The sequence below is a fragment of the Anaerofustis butyriciformans genome (assembly GCF_036289385.1).
GTDB classification, from domain to species: domain Bacteria; phylum Bacillota; class Clostridia; order Eubacteriales; family Anaerofustaceae; genus Anaerofustis; species Anaerofustis butyriciformans.
In genome coordinates, this window is sequence record NZ_JAYFFH010000012.1 from 1 (window position 1) to 21,729 (window position 21,729).

Consider the following 21,729-nt stretch of genomic DNA (forward strand, 5'->3'; position numbering starts at 1 on the left):
TATGTTACTTTACATTAAAAAAAGAGACCTCTCGATCTCTTTTTTCTTTAAAATTTTTACTACTTTAACTTTGCTAATATTTCTGTTATTGCTTCTATCTCTTCTTCTTTTAACCTTTGGGATTTGTTTCTATCATGTCTAATTAGTGATAGTAAATCTTGAACTAAATATCTAAATCCATTACCTTCTAAATTAAAAGTATATCTTTTATAGTTATTATCGTTTATATTTTTAATTTTAAAGTAACCTATCTTCCACCATTCATGCGGAACAATTATACTTCCGTTTGTCCCTATAATTTCCATTACGCCTTTTAAATCTGTATTATAGCCTATTTCCGCATATGCTACAGATTGATTATATGAAAACATAACAGTTCCATATTCAACTTTATCATTATTTTTTATTAATTTAAAATGAATATCTTCATAGTTTGTACCAAGAATTTTAATTATTGCGCAAATAGGATATACTGCGAGATCAGTAAAAGACATCTCTCTATTTATATCAAATTCTTTTTTACAAATACTACATCTTATACTTACTAAATCTCCTATTAAATTTCCTCTTGCATTCCATAATAGTTGTCCAAAAGCTTGTAGATATATTAAAGTTATATTGTTATATAGTACCACTTCATTTTCTTCGGCAATTTTATATAATTCTTTTAACTGGTTTTTATTAAGTGTCGAAGGTGCATCCGTTATAACATGTTTTTTAGATATTAATGCTTGTTTTATATAATTATATCGACTTTCATATTTTGTTTTAATATAAACAATATCAATACTTTCTAAAAATTTATTATAATCAGAATACCCAGAATCTAATTCGTAAATATTACAAAATTCTTGTGCGATTTTTTCATCATGAGAATATACACTTTCCAAGTGTATTCCACTTACTAATTTAGGTTCTATTACAGCTTCGTTATCATACAAATCATCTGTAACTATACCGAAACGATAAGTAGACATAGCTTCTTCTCTAATTTGTGTACTAGAGATATTTTTTGTTCTTTCTAAGTATACAACTTTGCAATATTTTGAAAGGTGATCAAATTTTCCTTTCCAGTCTGAACCAACAACTAAAATATCAACATCATAATTAATAATGTCTTGAATTTTTTGACCAAGATATTCTTCTACTATTATTAAATCTGCAAATCCTGTTTTTTGAACATTTTCGATTCTTTTTGCAAGACTATCTTGAACAGATAATTTTCCTCTTTCTCTGTCATAATTCTCTCCAGTAACTCCAACAATTAGGTAGTCTCCTAATTCTTTTGCTCTTTTTAATATATTATAATGTCCCTTATGAAACAAATCAAAAGTCCCATAAGTAATTACCTTTTTCATTTCTTTTCTCCTTAATATGTTTATTTTTACTAAAATTTTATAAAACATTTACATATATTATAATACATTATTATGATTTAATAAAGTGATTTATTATATAAAAATAAGACCTCCTATTAAGAAGGTCCTAATATTATCTTTTAAAAGAAATCATAGCCACCATGTATTTCTAATACGGTTCCATTAATATAATCATTATTTAATGTATCAACACATAATTTTGCAACCTCTTCAGCTTCACCAAATCGATGACAAGCGATTTTTTTATTTATTCTATCATAACTGTCTTTACTTCTATTTTTTTGCCATGGAGTCTCAATAAAGCCTGGAGCGATAGCATTAATACATACATTTTTGTCATCAAAAAATTTTAATAAAGATTTAGCTAAATGTATTAATCCTGCTTTTGAAACACTATATACTAATGATCCAGAATAGGATGTTACACCTGCATAAGATGCCATAAATATAATTTTGCCACATTCGTTAAAATTTGGTTTTAAATCTTGAACAATAAAAGCAGGAATGGATAGATTTGTTCTTAAAACTTTTTCCCAAGTTTCTATATCATATTCTCCAAACATTTGTCGTTGTCCATTTTTTTTTGCATCTATTCCTGTATTTAAAATCAACCAGTCTATATTTTGAAATGTATCAATAACAAACGATGTAAATTTTTTTGCTTCTTCATAATTGGAAAGATCAGCTTTTTTTAAAATTACTCGTTTTTGGTCAGCAGCAGGTAATGATTTATAAATTTCATTTGCAGCATCTGTATTATGTCCATAGTTTACTATTATTTGATTATTTTCATTATCAGAAAGTAATTTATAAAGTATTGATTTTCCAATTCCACTTGTTCCTGATGTAAGTACTATTTTTTTCATTTTATACTCCTTCTATTTATTTTATATTAAGAAAGGACTTTTTTCATTATTTCTTCTGGTATATAAGGTTTTTGATTATACATTTCTTCACCAAAGTATGTTTTAGGGTATGCTTCAGAATTAATATCAGAAAATACCTCAAATAAACAAGGTTTTTTAGGATCAGCTTTTTTAATGGATGTTATTAACTCTTCTTCATTATTTATTTCAAAAGCATCTAAGCCATAAGCTTTTGCTATAGCATAAAAAGATGGTACGGTATATCCATTGTTTTCACTTGCTCCAAAATGAAGTTTATCAAAAAAGTCATTTTGTTGTTGTCTAATAAGTCCAAGAGATTTATTATTAAATACAAAAATGAATACTGGAATTTGTTCTCTGTAAATCCATTGTAATTCTTGTATATTCATTTGGAATGATCCATCGCCACATAAAACAATACATCTATTTTGGGTAGAATAATAACCACCTATTGAAGCTGGTAGAGAAAATCCCATTGCTCCATGTCCACCAGAAAATAACATTTGTTGATTATCTTTAGTTTCATAAGATTGTGCAGCCCAAATTTGATGTTGACCTACATCTACAAATACTGATAAATCATCGTTAAAACAATGACTTATTTTTTTTACTATTTTATTTATATTTCTTTCTTTTAATGTATCATCAAAATCTCTCATTGTTTGTTTTATATTAAGGCAGTTATTTAGCCATTCTTTTGAAACAGTAAAGTCTATTTTAGGAATCATGCTATTTATTACACCTTGATAATCAATACAATAAGAAATTTCATCTTTATGAACCGTTCTTTTTAATTCTTCTTTATCAATATCTATTCTTATAATTTTAGCGTCTTTAGCAAATTTTTCACTGTTTGCTCCAGTTTGTCTTCTGCAAAAACTGCAACCTATAGAAACAATTAAATCAGATTTCTTGTAAGCAATAATATTAGCTTCTCTAAAACCATATGCAGCTCCAAGGTAACCAAAATATAAGTTATCATTTATATCAAATAAATGTCTTGCTGGAAGGCTTGTTATTGTTGGAATATTTAATTTTGTAATTAATTTTTTAATTAAAATATGATCTTTGCTATTCTTTTTTATTGCGTTTCCAATTAAAATGATTGGTTTTTTTGCATTTCTTATTTCATTTAATATTCTGTTTGCAATATCATCATATTTATTTTCATTAGTATGAATTTCTTCAGGCTTAAAGGATCTTAACTGATCTATATTTATGTCTTCTCTTTGAATGTTCATAGGAATATCTAATACTACCGGTCCTTTTCTTCCTTCTTGTGCAATATAAAAGGCTTTTTCAAGTTCATACTTTATATCATTTTTATCTGTTATTTGAGTGCAGTATTTTGTATAACTTTTAACAGATGAAATAACATCCATTTGTTGGAATCCTTGTTGTCTTAATGTTGGAATATTTGTATATTCATATGTGTTTAGTTGTCCTGTTATAAAGACTGTTGGAACGCTATCAAAAAATGCATCTGCTATTGCTGACATCATGTTCATTGCACCGGGACCACTTGTTGCATAAGCAACGCCTGTTTTTTCTGATGCTTTTGCATATCCAACAGCTGCAAAAGCTGCACCTTGTTCATTATAGCAAGAATGATTTTGCAAGTTTTTACTTTTACAAATTGAATCTACAAAATGTGCAATCATTGTTCCTTGATAACCAAATATATCATTGATTCCTTGATTTGTGATAAATTCTACAATAAAGTCACTAACTTTCATTGTTTATCTTCTCCTTATAATTTTATTCTTCAATGATAGGTGTAAAAAACTCTTCTGTTGTATTTTTTTGTAAAATATCAGCATATTTTTTATATCCTTCAAATTTTAATAAATCTATAGTAATATCAAAAAGTTCTTTATTGATTGCAAATCCTAAATTTTTCTTTGCATAAAATATTGCTCTCTTTTTTAACTTATTTAAGCATATTCCAAGCATTATAAAATCTTTATTATTATAAAGTTTTCTAATATAATCCATTTTAGGCATATAAAAATATAATAGTTCTGATCTATCGCCTGATCTATTAACAATTGCCCAAGCTTTATTTCTTGGTCCGTGATAAATATTTTTAAATTTTAACATTTAATTCTCCTAATATGTTTAATTATTTCCATCATAAACTAAATCTAAATCATATATAAATTTAACCATATTTTCTATTTTTGAATTTAAATTATTGTTTAGAATTAATTTATTTATTTTATTAAAGAAAGAATAGTTAAATTCATTTTTATCTGACATATTTTTTATAAAGTCATCTTTTTTAAATCCATTGATTTTTAATATGTTTAACTTATCATACATATCTATTGTTTGAATATAATTTCCATATATATCATTCCATTCTCCAATACATTTTGTCTGAAGGATTGAATAATCTTTTTGATCTATATTTTCAGGTTTATTACAAATTAAATTTTCAAACATTAATAAATCTAATGTAAATATCAAACTTAAAAATTGTAGAATAAACGGATTATTTGTTTTGTTAAATAGCTGTAAGCTATTTTTTATTGATTCTTTACGGTATCCACTTTTATATAGAAGAACAGATTTAACAAATAATTTCCATTCTTCTTTCGCAGTTGTTTTTTCAATGTCTAAACTTAGATTATCAAAATGATTTACTGTATCTTTAAGTGTAATTTTTAAGTATATATCTGAAAGTTCGTTTGATTCAAATAAAGAAGAATAAATGTTTTTTAACTCTTCAATTGATTTTGTATCTTCTTTATCTTTATCATAAATAACATTTTTTATTTCATTTATTACTATTAAAATGTCTTCTGGCTTATTTGAAAACTTAAATATACATTTTGCCCATAATGCTAAGCTTTGATCATCCGAAATAATGTTTTTCAATATAGAAGCATATTCTACACAAGAGGAATCATTGCTATTAAATAATTCGTTTATGTGTTTTATTAAATAATCTATATTTTCGTTAATTATATCTTTAATTTCAAGATGTGTAATTCCATTTTCAGTATTTTTAAATGCTTCAAAATACATTAATAAAGCCTTGTTAATATCCTCTTTTAAAAGAATGTCAGCTTTAAACTTAATAAATTCACCATCTTGTTTTTTTGAATGGAAATCAATATTGTCATATATTTTTTGTTCCATTAAAATTCCTTTGTTATAGATTTCGTTTGAATTTAAAATATATTTTAGATTACAAGGAATTTCTTTATCTATTATTGTTGGTACAGAAATTGGATCATTGTTATATATTTTTTCAAAAAGTTCTTCACCCTTATTTATATAACTCATTATTTCATTATTGTCAGCACTTTCTTTCTTTAGTAAATATATTTTTAGTTTTATTGTGCTTATTGATTCTATACTTTCATTTAATAAACTATCCACAATTTCTGATGATTTTTTATAATCTTTATTAGCATAAAGAGAAATTGCTTTTTGTAAATTTAATATATATGTTTTATAATATTCTTCTTTTTTAGATAGTTTATTTTTATTTTCTTTAACTTCCATAAATCTTAAAGCTTTTGATGTTTGTCCATTTTTTATAAGAAGGTCAATTGCAATATCAAAATACTTTTCATTGATATCAATAGATATAGGGAATCTGAATCTATTGATTCCTAAGTAATCTTCTCTACCAATTAATTTCCTTTGATTTTGACTTGATATATAAGGATTGAAAATTTCATAGAGTTTGAAATAATCATTTTGTTCAATAGCTTTATTTATTGTTGTATCTAAAGAATTAAATGTTTGATTAAACTCCTTGCTAAGATTTTTACCTAACTTCTTTTTTGAAAAATCTTTAAAAGCATGCCATGGATGCATTAATAAGAATAATAATATTTTTCTACTTAAAAATTTCTTATAAGTTTTATCCGGATCATAATATTTATAGGCTTCACCTTCTATGACAGTATAAGGTGTTTTAAAACTATATACAGCTGGATGGCTGTCTCTTCCATTATGTGGAGGTATAAACATCCAATCATCACCGTAGTGCCATGATAAATAATCTGCAGATCTATCTGGGCATAATAAATTTAAGTCTTCAAATTGATATCTTACACCGTTTCCATACATGTCTTTATCAAATAGGAAAGGGATTCCTCCCCATCTAAAGATATATTTGTTACAACCTTCTTCTTTGTAACAAAACATTTTGCTTTCAAGTTCTTCTAATACTTTGTTTTTCCCAACAAATTTCATTTTTAATCTATATTTAAAATATCTTAAAAGATTCATTCTCCATCTAAAACTATATAAACTTGCTGGGTTGATTATATCGGCATAAAGCATAAAGTCTTTAATATATTGTTTTTGTATTTTTTCATCATCAGGAATAGGATCTAAAATTAAAATATCTAATACTATTCCTGCAGAGTCTTTTTTGTGAATTAACTGATTTATATGAATAGCAGATGTTGTTGTATCCATATATCTTGCGAAGTTGTTGTGATAGTTTCTATCCAATTCTTGACAAGCTAATTTTCTATTTGGAGGCATTTGAGTTTTACAAGCTTCAATGAACTTGTGAAAATTATCTCTTGTCATTTCAATATCCATATCATCATCCCATGGGATGAAGCCTCTATGACGAAGTGCACCTATTGCAGAGCCTCCTACCAAATAATATACAATATCATTTTTTGTACATATTTCATCTATTTCTTTAATTAATTTATACAATTCTTTTTGTATATCAGTCATTTTTCCTCCTAAAATTAGATAAATATTGTTAATAAAATTATTAACAATATTTAAATCTATAAATAATTTTACGCATGCAAATAAAACGTAAAAAATCTCCCTATATATTAACATATAGCTCTTTTTAATGCAAATTTTATATAAAAAGATAATAAATATAAAACAAAACTTTTTATATTTATTATTAATAAACAATATAAAAATAGTTATTCATTTATAAAGTTCTTTATTTTATGATATAATTAAAATAATTATTTAAGTGAGGTGCAAAATGAAAATTATAGCAGATTTACATACACATACAAATATAAGCGAACATGCTTTTTCAACTCTTGAAGAAAATTGTATCGCGGCAAATAAAGCAGGGCTACAGGCCGTTGGTATTACGAACCATGGACCTGCATTGGAAGATGGCGCAAGTCATTGGCATTTTAGAAGTCTTGGAAAGAATAATCCAGGTAAAATGCATGGGGTTTATTTAATAAGTGGTATAGAACTTAACATAATGCCTGATGGGAATGTGGATTTAGAAGAAGAGTATATGCAAAATCTTGATTTAAAAATAGCATCTTTTCATCAAGAAATATTTTATCCAAAAGATAAAAATCATGTTAATGATATGCTTAGTGAGGCTTTGCTTAATAAAAACATAAATGTATTTGGTCATCTTGGAAATGAAATTTTTAAATTTGATTACGAAATGATTATTTCAAAATGTAATAAATATAATAAGATAGTTGAAGTAAACAATCACTCTTTTGCACAACGTCCGGGAAGTGATGTTAATTGTTTTGAAATTGTTAAACTATGTAAAAAATATGAAGTACCTATTATTGTAAATTCAGATGCACATATTTCTTCTGTAATAGGACATTTTGATGAATCAATAAAGTTATTAAATGAAGTAGGTTATCCTGAGGAATTAGTTGTTAATTCTTCTATTGAAAGATTAAGAGATTATTTCAAACAAATTAGATGTATTGATATTTGTAATAGATAGTTTTGTAAAGTCAATTTATTGAAGAAAAAAATGTATTATGTTATAATATTTAATCGGAAAAAATTAAAATAGGGAATTTATGTATGGATTATATAACCATTAATGATAATTTTAACAGTACAATAGAAATAAAAAAATCTACTTTTATTTCAAATTTATTTTCGGTTAAAAATGTTGAAGAGGCTGAAAAATATCTTGAAGAAATTAGAAAAGAACATTATAAAGCTACTCATAATTGTTATGCATATATAATAGGTAAGAAAATGGAAATAAAAAAATCCAGTGATGATGGAGAACCTGCTATGACTGCAGGCAGACCTATATTAAACGCTATGGAAAAAAACAATCTTACAAATGCATTAATAGTGGTTACAAGATATTTTGGAGGGATAAAACTTGGTGCCAGCGGGCTAATAAGAGCTTATTCTTCTTCTGCAAGTAAAGTTATAAAAGAAGCAAAACTTGTAAAAAAGGTAATGACAGCTTTAACAAAAATTTCTTATGATTATTCTCTTCATGGAAAAATTGAAACATATTTAAGAAAGACAGGATACAAACTTGAAGATGCAGTTTTTACCGATAAAGTTACTTACGAAGTATATGTTCCGATAAATTTACAGGAAGAATTTAAAAATGAACTTATTGCAATTACAAATGCAAAAATAAATATAGAACATATAGATGATGTTTATATAGATAAATATTTATAAGGTGGTATCATTATGGATTTTAACATGGTTTTTAAGGATATTGTTGATAATGAAAAAAATCCGGTTTGTTTTGTGGATACAAACCATATTATAACGTATATGAATAAAAGTGCCTTAAAACGTTATGCCCACAGGGGTGGAGCTAATTTGATAGGAAAGTCCTTGTTTGATTGTCATAATGAGAATTCAAAAAAGCTAACTCTTAAATATATTGATAGATTTTTAGAAGATGATAATTTAACGGAAATTTATATGGGATATAACGAAAAACATAAAGAAAATAATTATATAGTTGCGGTAAGAGATGAAAACAGGAAGCTTATCGGTTATTATGAAAGACATGAAGAGGACAAGTAGAGGGTATTAATGTTTGATTATATAAAAGGAAATGTTACTAATATAACTGATGGATATTTAACAATAGAAAATAAAAGTGGAATAGGTTTTTTGCTAAATGTTTCACAAAATACTATAACGGATTTGGCAAACGATAAAGATGAAGTACAAATATTTACATATATGGCTGTAAGGGAAAACGATATAAGTTTATTTGGGTTTTCTACATCTTTTGAAAGGGAAGTATTCTTTAAACTTCTTACAGTTCCTAAAATAGGTCCTAAAATTGCTCTTAGTGTACTTAGTGCATTGTCGCCTAACATGATTATAAGTGCAGTAATTAATAAGGACTATAAAGCATTGTGTGCTGCAAACGGAGTTGGGAAAAAAGCAGCTGAACAAATAGTTGTTACTCTTCAAGATAAATTTTCAGACTTACCTGAAATGGATGAAATATCTTTTGAAGATAATATTGATGTAAACGGTGATTTGAAAGCTGAGGCTGTTTTAGCTCTTACGTCTTTAGGTTTTGATAGAGCTTATGCAAATAAAATCGTTAGTGGAATTTCTACTAATGACGACCTTACTATAGAAGATATAATTACTATTGCATTACAAAGGGTTAATGAATAAGGAGAAATATGGCTACAAGAATAGTAACAAGTAAAAAAACAGAACTTGATATAGAAAAAGATAAGTCTCTTCGTCCTTTGACATTAGATGAATACATCGGTCAGGAAACAGTCAAAGAAAGGATGAGAGTCTTTATTTCTGCTGCAAAAGAAAGAGGAGAGGCTCTTGATCATGTTCTTTTATATGGACCTCCGGGGCTTGGAAAAACGACTCTTTCCAATATAATAGCAAACGAGCTTGGAGTATCTATAAAAGTTACTTCCGGTCCAGCAATAGAAAAACCGGGAGATCTTGCAGCGATACTTACCGGACTTAAGAAAAATGATGTTTTATTTATTGATGAAATTCATAGATTAAACAGAACCATAGAAGAAGTTTTATATCCAGCAATGGAAGATTTTGCTTTTGATATTGTAATGGGAAAAGGACCAAATGCAAAATCCGTAAGGATACCTGTTGCACCTTTTACATTAGTTGGTGCTACGACGAGAACAGGACTTCTTTCTTCTCCTCTTCGTGATAGATTTGGAGTATTAAATAAGCTTGAGATGTATAAAATAGAAGAGCTTATGGAAATTATTAAAAGAAGTGCGGGAATACTTGAAATAAAAATAGATGATGATGGTGCAAGGGAAATCGCAATTCGTTCAAGACAGACTCCAAGAATTGCAAATAGATTTTTAAAACGTGTAAGAGACTATGCACAAGTAAAAAAATCTGATATTATAAATAAAGAAATTGCAATGGAAGCATTGAAGCTTTTAGGTGTAGACGAAAACGGACTTGATAGCAGTGATATTGCTATTTTAGATACAATTATAAATAAGTTTGATGGAGGCCCTGTTGGTCTTAATACTCTTTCTGCTGTTATTGGTGAAGAAGAGGATACAATCCTTGATGTTTATGAACCGTATTTATTACAGCTTGGATTTATAAACAGAACTCCAAGGGGAAGAGTTGCAACAAAACTTGCTTATGATTACTTAAATGTTCCTTATACGAACAGTGAAATCATGACTAAATCAATATTTGAAATGGAAGAAGAATAATATATGAGAACTAGTGATTTTGATTATAATCTACCTGAAGAACTTATAGCACAAACGCCTATTGAAAAACGTGATTTTTCGAGGCTTATGGTAGTTAATAGAAATACAAAAGAAATAGAACACAAACATTTTTACGATTTAATAGATTACTTAAATGAAGGTGATACTCTTGTGCTTAATAATTCAAGAGTATTTCATGCAAGGCTTTTTGGAATAAAGGAAGAAACAGGAGCAAAAATTGAAACTTTTGTTTTAAAACCTTTAAGTAACAATATGTTTGAAGTAATGATAAAACCTGCCAAAAGATTAAAAAATGGAACAATTGTAAAATTTGACGATAATTTATCAATGCAGGTTGTTGAAAAATACGATGAAGGATTAGCTAAGGTTGAATTTTTTGGCTGTGATGATGTTTTTTCTTATATAGATAAAATAGGAACGGTACCTTTGCCGCCATATATAAAAGAAAAACTTGACGATGACGATAGATATCAGACTGTTTATTCAAAAGATAAAGGTTCTGCAGCCGCACCTACAGCAGGTCTTCATTTTACAAAAGAACTGCTTGAAAAAATAAAGGATAAAGGCATTAATATTTGCTATGTAACTTTGCATGTAGGTCTTGGAACATTCAGACCTGTTAAAGAAGATGATATAAGCAATCATAAAATGCATAGTGAATTTTTTATTATAAGTGAGGAAACGGCAAAAATAATAAATGATACAAAAAAACGTGGAAAAGATATATTTGCTGTTGGAACAACGACAGTAAGAACACTTGAAAGTTGTTATCAAAAGTATGGGGATATAAGACCTGTTAGTATGAATACGGATATATTTATTTATCCAGGATTTGAATTTAAGGTAATAGACCATCTTATAACAAATTTTCACTTGCCAAAATCAACTTTGCTCATGTTAATTAGTGCATTTTACAATAAAGATGATATACTAAAAGCATATGAAGAAGCTATAAAAGAAAGATACAGATTTTTTAGTTTTGGAGATGCAATGTTAATAATATAGGAGGAACTTATGAAAAAACCATTATCAAACAAATTAGATAAAATATCACCGTCAATGACACTTGCCATTACATCAAAGGCAAACAAACTTAAAAGAGAAGGAGTAAAAGTTTATTCTTTCGGTACAGGAGAACCTGATTTTGATACTCCTCAAGTAATTATTGATGCAGCTAACGAAGCAATGAAAAAAGGTATAACAAGATATACTGATGTAAAAGGTCTTATAGATTTAAGAATTGCAGTAAGCGAAAAATATAAAAAAGAATTTAATCTTGATTATGATCCTGAAAGTGAAATTATTGTTTCATCAGGTGCAAAACATTCTTTATTTACTGCTTTGCAAGCATTAATAAGTGAAGGAGACGAAGTAATTATCCCTGTTCCTTACTGGGTAAGTTATTCTGAAATGGTTAAAGTTGCAGGAGGAAAACCTGTATTTGTATATCCAAAGAAAGAAAATAACTTTATTTTGACAAAAGAAGAACTTGAAGCCGTAATAACACCTAAATCAAAGGTTATTATGCTTAATAATCCTTCAAATCCAACAGGTGTTGTGTATACAAAAGAACAACTTAAGGAAGTTGCTGATGTATGTGTTAAAGAAGGTATATACATTTTAAGTGATGAAATTTATGAAATGTTAATTTACAACGATAAAGAGTTTACTCCTGTTGCATCTTTATCAGATGAAATAAAAGATATTACAATAACAATCAACGGAGCTTCAAAGTCGTATGCTATGACAGGATGGAGAATAGGTTATGCTCTTGCAAATAAAGATATTGTAAAAGCGATGAATACAATTCAAGGACAATGCGTTTCTCATCCAAGCAGTATATCTCAATATGCTACTATTACAGCTTTAAAGACAGATCAAAAAATCGTGTATGATATGGTAAAAGAATATGACAGCAGAAGAAAATATATGCTTAGTGTATTAAAAGAAGTAGATGGTGTTGAACCTATTGAACCAGATGGAGCATTTTATGTTTTTGCCGATGTTTCTAAATATTATGGTAAAGAATATAACGGAAAACAAATAAATGGTTCAATAGATTTTGCAGATGCACTTCTTAGCAGCAAAAATGTTGCGGTAATTCCTGGTATTGGATTTGGTGCAGATGACTTTATAAGATTTTCTTATGCGACAAGTATGGAAGATATTGAAAGTGGTTTAAAATTATTCAAAGAATTTATAAATGAAATAAAATAGGAGAATTAAAATGAGTAGAGATGTTTATACTAATCCATTAATCGAAAGATATTCAAGTAAGGAAATGCTTTATATTTTCTCAGCTGACAAGAAATTTTCAACATGGAGAAAATTATGGGTTGCTCTTGCAAAAGGTGAAAAAGAATTAGGTCTTGATATTACTGATGAACAAGTAAAAGCATTAGAAGATAATATATATGATATAGATTATGATTTAGCAAGAGAATACGAAAATAAATTTAGACATGATGTAATGGCTCATGTTCATACTTACGGAGATAAAGTTCCCGTTGCAAAAGGTATTATTCACTTAGGTGCTACAAGTGCATATGTCGGAGATAATACTGATTTAATAGTTTTTAAAGAAGCTTTAGAACTTATTAAAAAACAACTTGTAAATTTAATTAAAGTAATGAGTGAATTTGCAATTAAATATAAAGATTTACCAACACTTGGATTTACTCATTTTCAACCTGCTCAACTTACAACAGTAGGTAAAAGAGCGACACTTTGGATTCAAGATTTACTTTTAGATTATGAAGAAGTTGAATTTGTTCTTTCTACATTTAGAATGAGAGGAGTAAAAGGAACAACAGGAACGCAGGCAAGTTTTATGTCATTATTTAACAATGATGAAGAAAAAATAAAAAAATTAAATGAGTTTGTATGTAAAGAAATGGGCTTTGATACAGACTTTACAGTAACAGGACAAACTTATCCAAGAAAATTTGACAGCAGAGTTGTAAATGCTCTTGCAGGTATTGCTCAAAGTTTACATAAGTTTGCTACTGATGTTAGATTACTTCAAAACTTGAAAGAAATTGAAGAACCTTTTGAAAAAAATCAAATTGGTTCATCAGCAATGGCATATAAACGTAATCCGATGAGAAGTGAAAGAATATGTTCTCTTGCAAGACATATTATTGCAAACCAAGTAAACCCTGCAATGACAGCAAGCGTACAATGGTTTGAAAGAACTCTTGATGATTCTGCAAACAGAAGAATTTCAATTCCTGAAAGTTTCATGTGCTGTGATGCTATTCTTCAAATAGCGATAAATATCGCAAGTGGTTTTGTTGTAAACGAAAAAGTAATCCATAAAGATATTATGGCTGAACTTCCATTTATGACAACAGAAAACATCTTAATGGAAGCTGTAAAAAGAGGTGGAGACAGACAAGAGCTTCATGAAAAAATCAGGGTTTACTCTATGGAAGCAAGTAGAGTTGTTAAACAAGAAGGTAAACCTAATGACTTACTTGAAAGAATTTCAAAAGACCCTACATTTAATTTGGAATTAAGCGAAATCCACGATATTTTAAAACCTGAAAAATATGTAGGAAGAGCTGTTAACCAAGTTATTGAATTTGTAGAAGAAGATGTTAAACCTGTACTAGAAAAAAATAAAGATTTAATAGGTTATGATGTTACATTAAAAGTTTAAGATTTAGGAGAAATAATGAATTATAAAGATAAAACGCAATTTTTTATAAATTTATTGGAAGAGAAGAAATTATCAAATATATATGCTGTTGATGTTACTGATTTGACTTCAGAAGCAAATGCTTTTATAGTTGCAAGTGCAAATAGTGACAGACAAGCAAAAGCTGTATGTGAATTTGTAGAAGAAAAAGCAGAGGAAAACGGCATATTTCTTGAAGGAAAAGAAGGTATAAAACTTTCAAGATGGATATTAATGGATTATGGAGAAATAGTACTTCATATTTTTGTAAAAGAAGAAAGAGATTTCTATAATTTGGAAAGATTATGGCAAGACGGAAAAATAATTAAGGAGTAAAGTATTTTATGAATATCAGAACAAGATTTGCACCAAGTCCTACAGGATTTTTACACATTGGAGGACTTAGAACAGCTCTTTATTGCTATTTATGGGCAAAACATAACGATGGTGATTATTTGCTTAGAATAGAAGATACGGACAGAACAAGATATGTTGAAGGTTCTGTTGAAAATTTAATTAATGCATTGGAATTTTGCGGTGTAAAACATGATGAAGGTCCAATGTTAAAAGACGGTAAGGTTGTTGAAGTAGGAGATAAGGGACCATATTTTCAATCAGACAGACTTGATATATACAAAAAATATATCAATAAACTTTTAGATGAAGACAAGGCTTATTATTGTTTCTGTGACAAAGAAAGACTTGATAAATTAAGAGAAGAACAAGTAAAAAACAAGCAAACACCAAAATATGATGGTAAATGTAAAAATATACCTAGAGAAGAAGCTGAAAGAAGAATAAAAAACGGTGAAAGTTATGTTATAAGAATGGCTCTTCCTGAAAATGAAGATATTACTTTTTATGATGAAGTAAGGGGAGAGGTTACAATAAATACAAACGATGTTGACGAACAAGTTCTTATTAAAGCAGACGGATTCCCAACATATCATTTTGCGGTTGTAGTTGATGATCATTTAATGGACGTTAACTATGTAATAAGAGGGGAAGAATGGCTTGTTTCTACACCAAAACACATAATTTTATATAATTATCTTGGATGGGAAGCTCCAAAATTTGCTCATCTTCCAACAGTTTTAAACAAAAACAAGAAAAAATTAAGTAAAAGACATGATTCTGTTGCAGTTGAAGACTTTATACAAAAAGGGTATCTTCCTGAAGCATTGATAAATTACATTGCTCTTCTTGGATGGTCTGATCCTGAAGGAAAAGAAATTTTATCAATGGATGAATTAATAAGAGATTTTGATATTTCAAGAGTAACAAAAGCGGGTGCTGTTTTTGATACTGAAAAATTAAACTGGGTTAATGCTCATTACATCAAAGAAAAATCAAATGAAGAACTTATTGCTTTAATTAAACCATATTTACTAAAAGATAATTTAGTAAATGATGATGTTAGCGATGAAACAATGGAATATATTGTTGAAGCCATTAAAGATAAGCTAAATTATTTAGAAGAAAGTATAGAGCTTACAAAAGAATTATACTTAAAAGCAAATCTTGATGAACTTGATGATAAAGCAAAAGAAGTCATGGATATGGAAACAAATGAAACATTGTTTGAAAACTTGATTTCATTATTTGAACAAGAAGAAAAACTTACACCTGAAATTGTTTCAAAGAGTTTAAAATCTATTCAAAAAGAATTTAAAATAAAAGGTAAAGCTTTATATATGCCTACAAGAATAGCAATAAGCGGAATAATGCATGGTGCAGATTTAACTTATATTCTAAGTATATTAGGTAGGGATGAAGTAATTCTAAGACTTAAAAATGCTTTAGATTTTATTAAATAAATTGAAAGAGGATATATTAAATATATCCTCTTTTTTCGTTAAAAATAAGGTTTTTTTGTTATTTTACTTGTAAAAAGTTGAAATTTTTTATATCATATATTATGAGTTATTATAACGAAAGATTGAGGGTTTTTTATGTATAGTTTTACAAATGATTATAGTGAAGGTGCTCATAAAAATATATTGGCAGCACTTATCAAAACCAATTTTGAACAAACAAGTGGATACGGTACCGATAAATACTGCGAAGAAGCAAGTGAAATAATAAAAAAATTAATTAACAGAGAAGACAGTAATGTTCATTTCTTATCAGGAGGAACAGTAACAAATACTGCTTTTATTTCTTCTGCTTTAAGACCTCATGAAGGAGTTATTGCAGCATCAACTGCTCATATCAATGTTCATGAATCTGGTGCAATAGAAGCAAGAGGTCATAAAATAATTGTAAAAGAAGAAAACAACGGTAAACTTTTGGCTTCAGATGTTGAAGAAGTTGCAAAAAAACATTTTGATGATGAAGAAAGAGAACACTGTGTTAAACCTAAAATGGTATATATTTCAAATCCAACAGAACTTGGAACTATTTATACCAAAGAAGAAATTAAGAAATTAAGAGAAGTTTGTGATAATTACGGCTTATATTTATACTTAGACGGAGCAAGACTTGGTTCAGCTCTTACTTGTGTAGATAATGATGTAACTCTTGAAGATATAGCAAGTTTAACAGATGCATTCTATATTGGTGGTACAAAAATGGGAGCATTGTTCGGAGAAGCTCTTGTAATTAATAATGAAGAATTAAATGTTGATTTTAGATATCACTTAAAACAAAATGGTGGAATGATTGCAAAAGGAAGACTTCTTGGTGTTCAGTTTGTTGAACTATTTAAAGATGGATTATATTTTGAAATAGGTAAACATGAAAACAGACTTGCAAATAAATTAACACTTGGTATTGGTAATTTAGGTTATGGTTTTTATTCAATGTCTGCAACGAACCAAGTATTTCCTATTCTTCCAAATGATATTTTGAAAGTACTTTTAAAGAAATATTCATTTGAATTATGGGAAAAATTAAGTGAAGAAAAAAGTGTAATAAGACTTTGTACATCTTTTGCAACAACTGAAAAAGCAGTAGACGAATTCTTAAAAGATTTAGCTAAACTTACAATTGCAAAAGAAAAATTAATGAAAGAGTTAAATGAAGAACATGAAGATGCAGGTATAGAAGAAACAGTAAATGTTACTGAAGATGTTCCTGTTGAAGAGGTTGAAGAAGTTGTAGAAGAAGATTTTCCTAATGATGAAGCTGAAGAAATAGAACCTGTAGCACAAGATGTTGAAGAAATAATACCTGAAGAAGTTACAGAAGAAGAGGAGATAGAAGAATTCCAAGAAGATGAAGTTGTTGAACCTGTTGAAATCGAAGAAGACGACTTCGTTGAAGATTCGAATATTATAGATGAACACAATGATGTTACTTCTGAAGAAGAAAATTTAACTGAGGAAAATTATTTTGAAGACAATTCAATTGATGAAAACTTATTTAGTGAACCTGCCAAAGAAGAAGTTGTTCAAAATGAATATGTAGAAGAAGATATTAAGGAAGAAGATATTGAACCTCAAAAGAGCGAAAGAGTTGAAAGTAAAAAATTAGATTTTGAAACTTTTGAGCCAATGGAAGAAAAAATTGAACCTGCAAAAACTCAAAGCAAAGATATTTTTGAAGATATTTTTTCTTCAGAAATAGATTATACAAATTTTGATGAAAAAGATTCAAAAGAAGATGATAAAGTAATCTTTAAAAAAGATAGTGACATAGACTTTTTCAGTGAATTTGAATTTGAAGATTAATTTTTAAGCATCTTGCATTGCAAGATGCTTTTATATAAAAAATATTAAATAATCATTGACAATAAAAGTGTTTAGTGATATACTCTTTTAGAAAACAAAGTAGAAGAATTGCTTCTCACCAAACAAACATGGATTTAGTTTGGTAAATATATACACATTTATTTAGTGATATATTTAGGTAGCAGTTCTTTGCTATCTATTTTTTTAATCATGGAGGTATGATTCAATTAAAGATTTTCAAATTAATGAACAAATTAGAGACAGAGAAGTAAGAGTTATCAGTGATGACGGCTCAATGCTTGGTATAATGTCTGCACAAGAAGCTTTAAAAGAAGCTGATAAGAGAAATCTTGATTTAGTTAAGGTTTCACCTGATGCAAAACCACCGGTTTGTAAAATTCTCGATTATGGTAAGTTCAAATATGAACAAAACAGAAGAGAAAAAGAAAACAAGAAAAACCAAAAAGTTGTTAACATTAAGGAAATCAGAACTTCTGTTAGAGTACAAGATCATGACTTAGAAGTAAAAGCTAAAAACTGCCGTAAATTCTTAAAAGCGGGAGATAAAGTAAAAGTTTCCGTAAGATTTAGAGGTAGAGAAATGGCTTATGTTGACAGAGGTAAAGAGGTACTGTTGAAATTTGCTTCTATGGTTAATGAGGTAGGAACAATTGAGAAACAACCTAAGTTAGAAGGTCGTAATTATACAATGACATTACAACCTGCTAAAGGTAAAGAAAAATAGTAGGAAAGGACGGATATTAATATGCCTAAAATGAAATCTCATAGAGGCGCTTCTAAAAGATTTAAAAGAAATAAATCTGGCGTTATCAAAAGAAAAAAAGCATTTAGAAATCACATTTTAAACAAAAAAACAACTAAGAGAAAAAGAAAATTAAGAAAGGGTGGCTACGTTTCTGCAGCTGACCAAAAAACAATCAGCTACATTATTGTTAAGTAGTTAAAAGGTAATAATATATGGCTAGAGTAAAAAGAAGTTTAAATAGTAAAAAGAAACATAAAAAAGTACTAAAACTTGCAAAAGGTTATTATGGTGCTAAATCTAAATTATACAGACCTGCAAACGAAGCTGTAATGAGAGCTTTAAGAAGTTCTTATGCAGGTAGAAAACAAAGAAAAAGAGATTTTAGAAAACTTTGGATTACAAGAATTAATGCAGCTACAAGAATGAATGATATGTCTTATTCAAGATTCATTAATGGTCTTAAAAAAGCTAATGTTGAAATCGACAGAAAAATGTTAGCTGACCTTGCTATGAATGATGAAGCTGCTTTTGCTAAATTAGTTGAAGTTGCTAAAAACGCATTATAAAATATAAGAACATAACTTATGTTATGTTCTTTTTTATATAAAAATAAAAAGCCGTAAATTTAATTACAGCTTTTTATTCATTAGGTATTATTTTATTTTTTGCACTCCGACTCCAATAAGTCCAGGTCCCGTATGGACTGCAAGAGCAGGAGATATAGACCCCACAAAAACGCTTTTTACATTTGGAAAATCATTTTTTATATTATCTTCAATTTCTTTTGCTTCTTCTTTTGACCATACATTTACAACGGCAATATTATATTCTTCGAATTGTTTAGCATATTCTTTAGCTTCGTTAATAGCCTTTTTAAGAGATTTTTTTCTTCCTCTGGCTTTTGATACTACATAATATATTCCGTCGCTATTACATGATATAACAGGCTTTAAATCAAGTGCTGTTCCTACAACTGAAGCAACAAGTCCTATTCTTCCGCCTTTTCTTAGGTATTCTAATGTTTTAACACAAAAATATACTTTTGTGTTGTTTATAACATCATCTAATTCTTCTTTTATTTCTTCAAAAGAATATCCTTGTTCAATAAGTTCACCTGCTCTTATTGCAGTGAATCCTGCTCCTATATCTATATTTTTAGTATCTACGAGCATTATATCTAGTTTATCTTCAAAGGATTCACTTGCTATTCTCATTGCATTATGAGTTCCGCTAAGACCGCTTGAAATTGTAACAACAATAACTTTTTTATATCCGTCTGTTAGTACCCTTTCAAAAGTTTCCATTATGTCATCAATTGAAGGAAGAGAAGTTGTAGGTACTTCTTCTTTTAATTTTTCGCATATTGTATTTATGTTTATGTCTATACCATCTCTATAACTTTGATTGTTATAATTTACAATTAAAGGTACAACATACATATTGTATTTTTCGATATATTTTGGAGGCACGTCTGTACCTGAATCGGTAATAATAGCGATTTTTTCTTTATTATCCATGATTATTTCCTTTTAATTTTTAAAAATATTTTATCTGTTATTTAATATTATATTATATAATATATGATACTTTGTCAAGGGCTTTCATGTACTATTGACAACATAAAATCATGATGATATACTTCTAAAAAGGAGAAAAATATGAATACATTTGAAGAATCTGTTTACACAAAAGACATTTTAGAATTTCATTTTCCAAGATATAAGGAACTTCCAAATATTGAATTATATATGGATCAAGTAATAAGCTTTACTGAAGATGTTTTGGAAGTATTTAAGATAAATGAAAAAGAAAAACTTATAACTTCATCTATGGTTAACAATTACGTAAAGCAAGGTTTGGTTTCTCCTCCTGTAAAGAAAAAGTATACTAAACATCATATTGCGTATATAATTGTAGTTTGTTCATTAAAACAAATTTTATCAATTTCTGAAATTTGTGATTTAATAAAAATACAAATAGATACATATCCGATAGAGGAAGCTTATGATTATTTTGCAAGTGAAATGGAAAAGGCTTTTAGAATTGCTTTTATCGGGGATGAAGATATAATAGAAAGTTCAAACAATACTTATGAAGCAAAAATTGTAAGACTTGCGACAAAGTCCCTTGCAAATAAAATTTATTTACAAAAATATTTACTATTTAAAGAAGACGAAGAAAAGCATTAAGCTTTTCTTTTTTTTGATTTACATATACTTAAATTATATTTTTAGTATTATAATGTAAAAAATAATTAAAAGAGAGGTTTTGTTAATGACTGTTGATTGTTTTTTAGGACTTATAATTTTTTTATCGTTTATTATAGCAATAAAATTTATTTTTTTTATTTTAAAAGATTTTAAAGATTATTTAAAATATTTATGTAAGAAGGTTATTATATATTGTTTAAAAAAAGTTTCTTATATTTTTTGTTACAAAATTAAAAAAAATACATATAGAGGAGTATCAAAATCTCATAAAAGAAATAAATACAGTTCAAAATTAATAAATATGCTATATAAATTTTTTTATAATAGTACTATTTATAAAGGGGATAAAGTATATTCGTGTCCTTTTTTATTTTGTAATACTCTTTTTTTTGTTGCTTTTCTAATTTTAATATTATTTAACTATTATGATTTTGTATCGCAAATAATTTTGTATTTTTATATTTGTGTAGTTTCATCTATAATTTTTTGTATTGGTATGAATTATCATTATAAAGTAAAAAATAGTGATATTGATACTTTAAATAAAATTTATAATAAATTATATATGTCTTTTTGACTATCTTTTTATATCTTCTTAAATGTCCGCAAAGCCTTATTTTATCGGCTCTACGGGCATTTTGCTTTTGTGGTAAACCTCACATATCTAGGTCTATC

Annotated in this window: 20 protein-coding genes and 1 pseudogene; 15 read left to right on the top strand and 6 right to left on the bottom strand. The window is 27.7% G+C overall.

Annotation, left to right across the window (positions count from 1 at the left end):
- Positions 1-59: 59 nt before the first annotated feature.
- The 5 genes from V2W16_RS10955 to V2W16_RS10975 all read right to left on the bottom strand — a co-directional run bounded on the left by V2W16_RS10955 (position 60) and on the right by V2W16_RS10975 (position 6,979).
- Positions 60-1,358, bottom strand: a complete 1,299-nt coding sequence (locus V2W16_RS10955; protein WP_329385840.1) for an adenylyltransferase/cytidyltransferase family protein — start codon at positions 1,356-1,358, stop codon at positions 60-62.
- A gap of 140 nt (positions 1,359-1,498) precedes the next feature.
- Positions 1,499-2,245: an SDR family NAD(P)-dependent oxidoreductase gene (locus V2W16_RS10960; protein ID WP_329385843.1), complete on the bottom strand. Its 747-nt coding sequence runs from the start codon at positions 2,243-2,245 to the stop codon at positions 1,499-1,501.
- A gap of 26 nt (positions 2,246-2,271) precedes the next feature.
- Positions 2,272-4,002 (bottom strand): thiamine pyrophosphate-binding protein, encoded by a 1,731-nt coding sequence (locus V2W16_RS10965; RefSeq protein WP_329385846.1) that lies wholly within the window; start codon positions 4,000-4,002, stop codon positions 2,272-2,274.
- Between the two features lie 22 nt (positions 4,003-4,024).
- Complete coding sequence (locus V2W16_RS10970; protein WP_329385850.1) at positions 4,025-4,366, bottom strand: hypothetical protein; 342 nt, start codon at positions 4,364-4,366, stop codon at positions 4,025-4,027.
- Between the two features lie 18 nt (positions 4,367-4,384).
- The gene (locus tag V2W16_RS10975) at positions 4,385-6,979 is read right to left on the bottom strand and encodes a LicD family protein (protein ID WP_329385853.1); all 2,595 of its coding nucleotides are present in this window, start codon (positions 6,977-6,979) and stop codon (positions 4,385-4,387) included.
- Positions 6,980-7,250: 271 nt separating this feature from the next.
- Here V2W16_RS10975 and V2W16_RS10980 point away from each other — a divergent pair, with 271 nt between their 5' ends.
- The 14 genes and pseudogenes from V2W16_RS10980 (at position 7,251) to rplT (ending at position 19,410) form a co-directional block, all read left to right on the top strand.
- Positions 7,251-7,979 carry a phosphatase gene (locus V2W16_RS10980; RefSeq protein WP_329385857.1) on the top strand — a complete coding sequence of 243 codons (729 nt, stop codon included), beginning with the start codon at positions 7,251-7,253 and terminating at the stop codon, positions 7,977-7,979.
- Between the two features lie 83 nt (positions 7,980-8,062).
- Positions 8,063-8,689 (top strand): YigZ family protein, encoded by a 627-nt coding sequence (locus V2W16_RS10985; protein ID WP_329385860.1) that lies wholly within the window; start codon positions 8,063-8,065, stop codon positions 8,687-8,689.
- Positions 8,690-8,701: 12 nt separating this feature from the next.
- The gene (locus V2W16_RS10990) at positions 8,702-9,046 is read left to right on the top strand and encodes a PAS domain-containing protein (RefSeq protein ID WP_329385863.1); all 345 of its coding nucleotides are present in this window, start codon (positions 8,702-8,704) and stop codon (positions 9,044-9,046) included.
- A 9-nt stretch (positions 9,047-9,055) separates the two neighbouring features.
- Positions 9,056-9,658: a Holliday junction branch migration protein RuvA gene (ruvA, locus tag V2W16_RS10995; protein ID WP_329385866.1), complete on the top strand. Its 603-nt coding sequence runs from the start codon at positions 9,056-9,058 to the stop codon at positions 9,656-9,658.
- Positions 9,659-9,666: 8 nt separating this feature from the next.
- Positions 9,667-10,707 (top strand): Holliday junction branch migration DNA helicase RuvB, encoded by a 1,041-nt coding sequence (gene ruvB / locus V2W16_RS11000; protein ID WP_329385869.1) that lies wholly within the window; start codon positions 9,667-9,669, stop codon positions 10,705-10,707.
- 3 nt (positions 10,708-10,710) lie between these two features.
- On the top strand, positions 10,711-11,733 hold the full coding sequence (gene queA, locus V2W16_RS11005) for a tRNA preQ1(34) S-adenosylmethionine ribosyltransferase-isomerase QueA (RefSeq protein WP_329385872.1): 1,023 nt from the start codon (positions 10,711-10,713) through the stop codon (positions 11,731-11,733).
- Positions 11,734-11,742: 9 nt separating this feature from the next.
- Complete coding sequence (locus V2W16_RS11010) at positions 11,743-12,945, top strand: pyridoxal phosphate-dependent aminotransferase (protein WP_329385875.1); 1,203 nt, start codon at positions 11,743-11,745, stop codon at positions 12,943-12,945.
- Positions 12,946-12,955: 10 nt separating this feature from the next.
- Positions 12,956-14,389, top strand: a complete 1,434-nt coding sequence (purB, locus tag V2W16_RS11015; protein ID WP_329385878.1) for an adenylosuccinate lyase — start codon at positions 12,956-12,958, stop codon at positions 14,387-14,389.
- A gap of 15 nt (positions 14,390-14,404) precedes the next feature.
- The gene (gene rsfS, locus V2W16_RS11020; RefSeq protein ID WP_253230148.1) at positions 14,405-14,743 is read left to right on the top strand and encodes a ribosome silencing factor; all 339 of its coding nucleotides are present in this window, start codon (positions 14,405-14,407) and stop codon (positions 14,741-14,743) included.
- An 8-nt stretch (positions 14,744-14,751) separates the two neighbouring features.
- Positions 14,752-16,224, top strand: coding sequence for a glutamate--tRNA ligase (gltX, locus tag V2W16_RS11025; RefSeq protein WP_329385882.1), 1,473 nt, complete (start codon positions 14,752-14,754; stop codon positions 16,222-16,224).
- Positions 16,225-16,359: 135 nt separating this feature from the next.
- Positions 16,360-17,391: pseudogene (locus V2W16_RS11215) on the top strand (threonine aldolase family protein); the annotation flags it as partial.
- A 913-nt stretch (positions 17,392-18,304) separates the two neighbouring features.
- Complete coding sequence (infC, locus tag V2W16_RS11035; RefSeq protein WP_138268371.1) at positions 18,305-18,823, top strand: translation initiation factor IF-3; 519 nt, start codon at positions 18,305-18,307, stop codon at positions 18,821-18,823.
- A gap of 21 nt (positions 18,824-18,844) precedes the next feature.
- Positions 18,845-19,039: a 50S ribosomal protein L35 gene (gene rpmI, locus V2W16_RS11040; RefSeq protein WP_138268370.1), complete on the top strand. Its 195-nt coding sequence runs from the start codon at positions 18,845-18,847 to the stop codon at positions 19,037-19,039.
- Positions 19,040-19,056: 17 nt separating this feature from the next.
- Positions 19,057-19,410, top strand: coding sequence for a 50S ribosomal protein L20 (rplT, locus tag V2W16_RS11045; RefSeq protein ID WP_138268369.1), 354 nt, complete (start codon positions 19,057-19,059; stop codon positions 19,408-19,410).
- A gap of 87 nt (positions 19,411-19,497) precedes the next feature.
- On the opposite strand, the gene V2W16_RS11050 is transcribed toward rplT, so the two are convergent.
- Positions 19,498-20,361 carry a DegV family protein gene (locus V2W16_RS11050; RefSeq protein WP_329385890.1) on the bottom strand — a complete coding sequence of 288 codons (864 nt, stop codon included), beginning with the start codon at positions 20,359-20,361 and terminating at the stop codon, positions 19,498-19,500.
- A 141-nt stretch (positions 20,362-20,502) separates the two neighbouring features.
- Between V2W16_RS11050 and V2W16_RS11055 the strand changes: the two genes are divergently transcribed.
- A complete protein-coding gene (locus V2W16_RS11055) occupies positions 20,503-21,033 on the top strand; it encodes a DUF1836 domain-containing protein (protein WP_329385892.1) in 531 nt (176 codons plus the stop codon).
- The last annotated feature ends 696 nt before the right edge of the window (positions 21,034-21,729 follow it).

Bases quoted from the DNA above. Each gene is read 5' to 3' on its own strand.
- queA (WP_329385872.1), top strand. From the start codon at position 10,711: ATGAGAACTAGTGATTTTGATTATAATCTACCTGAAGAACTTATAGCA.
- V2W16_RS11050 (WP_329385890.1), bottom strand. From the start codon at position 20,361: ATGGATAATAAAGAAAAAATCGCTATTATTACCGATTCAGGTACAGAC.
- ruvA (WP_329385866.1), top strand. From the start codon at position 9,056: ATGTTTGATTATATAAAAGGAAATGTTACTAATATAACTGATGGATAT.
- ruvB (WP_329385869.1), top strand. From the start codon at position 9,667: ATGGCTACAAGAATAGTAACAAGTAAAAAAACAGAACTTGATATAGAA.
- V2W16_RS10990 (WP_329385863.1), top strand. From the start codon at position 8,702: ATGGATTTTAACATGGTTTTTAAGGATATTGTTGATAATGAAAAAAAT.
- rsfS (WP_253230148.1), top strand. From the start codon at position 14,405: ATGAATTATAAAGATAAAACGCAATTTTTTATAAATTTATTGGAAGAG.
- gltX (WP_329385882.1), top strand. From the start codon at position 14,752: ATGAATATCAGAACAAGATTTGCACCAAGTCCTACAGGATTTTTACAC.
- purB (WP_329385878.1), top strand. From the start codon at position 12,956: ATGAGTAGAGATGTTTATACTAATCCATTAATCGAAAGATATTCAAGT.
- V2W16_RS11055 (WP_329385892.1), top strand. From the start codon at position 20,503: ATGAATACATTTGAAGAATCTGTTTACACAAAAGACATTTTAGAATTT.
- rpmI (WP_138268370.1), top strand. From the start codon at position 18,845: ATGCCTAAAATGAAATCTCATAGAGGCGCTTCTAAAAGATTTAAAAGA.
- V2W16_RS10955 (WP_329385840.1), bottom strand. From the start codon at position 1,358: ATGAAAAAGGTAATTACTTATGGGACTTTTGATTTGTTTCATAAGGGA.
- V2W16_RS11010 (WP_329385875.1), top strand. From the start codon at position 11,743: ATGAAAAAACCATTATCAAACAAATTAGATAAAATATCACCGTCAATG.
- V2W16_RS10960 (WP_329385843.1), bottom strand. From the start codon at position 2,245: ATGAAAAAAATAGTACTTACATCAGGAACAAGTGGAATTGGAAAATCA.
- V2W16_RS10970 (WP_329385850.1), bottom strand. From the start codon at position 4,366: ATGTTAAAATTTAAAAATATTTATCACGGACCAAGAAATAAAGCTTGG.
- V2W16_RS10975 (WP_329385853.1), bottom strand. From the start codon at position 6,979: ATGACTGATATACAAAAAGAATTGTATAAATTAATTAAAGAAATAGAT.
- V2W16_RS10965 (WP_329385846.1), bottom strand. From the start codon at position 4,002: ATGAAAGTTAGTGACTTTATTGTAGAATTTATCACAAATCAAGGAATC.
- V2W16_RS10985 (WP_329385860.1), top strand. From the start codon at position 8,063: ATGGATTATATAACCATTAATGATAATTTTAACAGTACAATAGAAATA.
- rplT (WP_138268369.1), top strand. From the start codon at position 19,057: ATGGCTAGAGTAAAAAGAAGTTTAAATAGTAAAAAGAAACATAAAAAA.
- V2W16_RS10980 (WP_329385857.1), top strand. From the start codon at position 7,251: ATGAAAATTATAGCAGATTTACATACACATACAAATATAAGCGAACAT.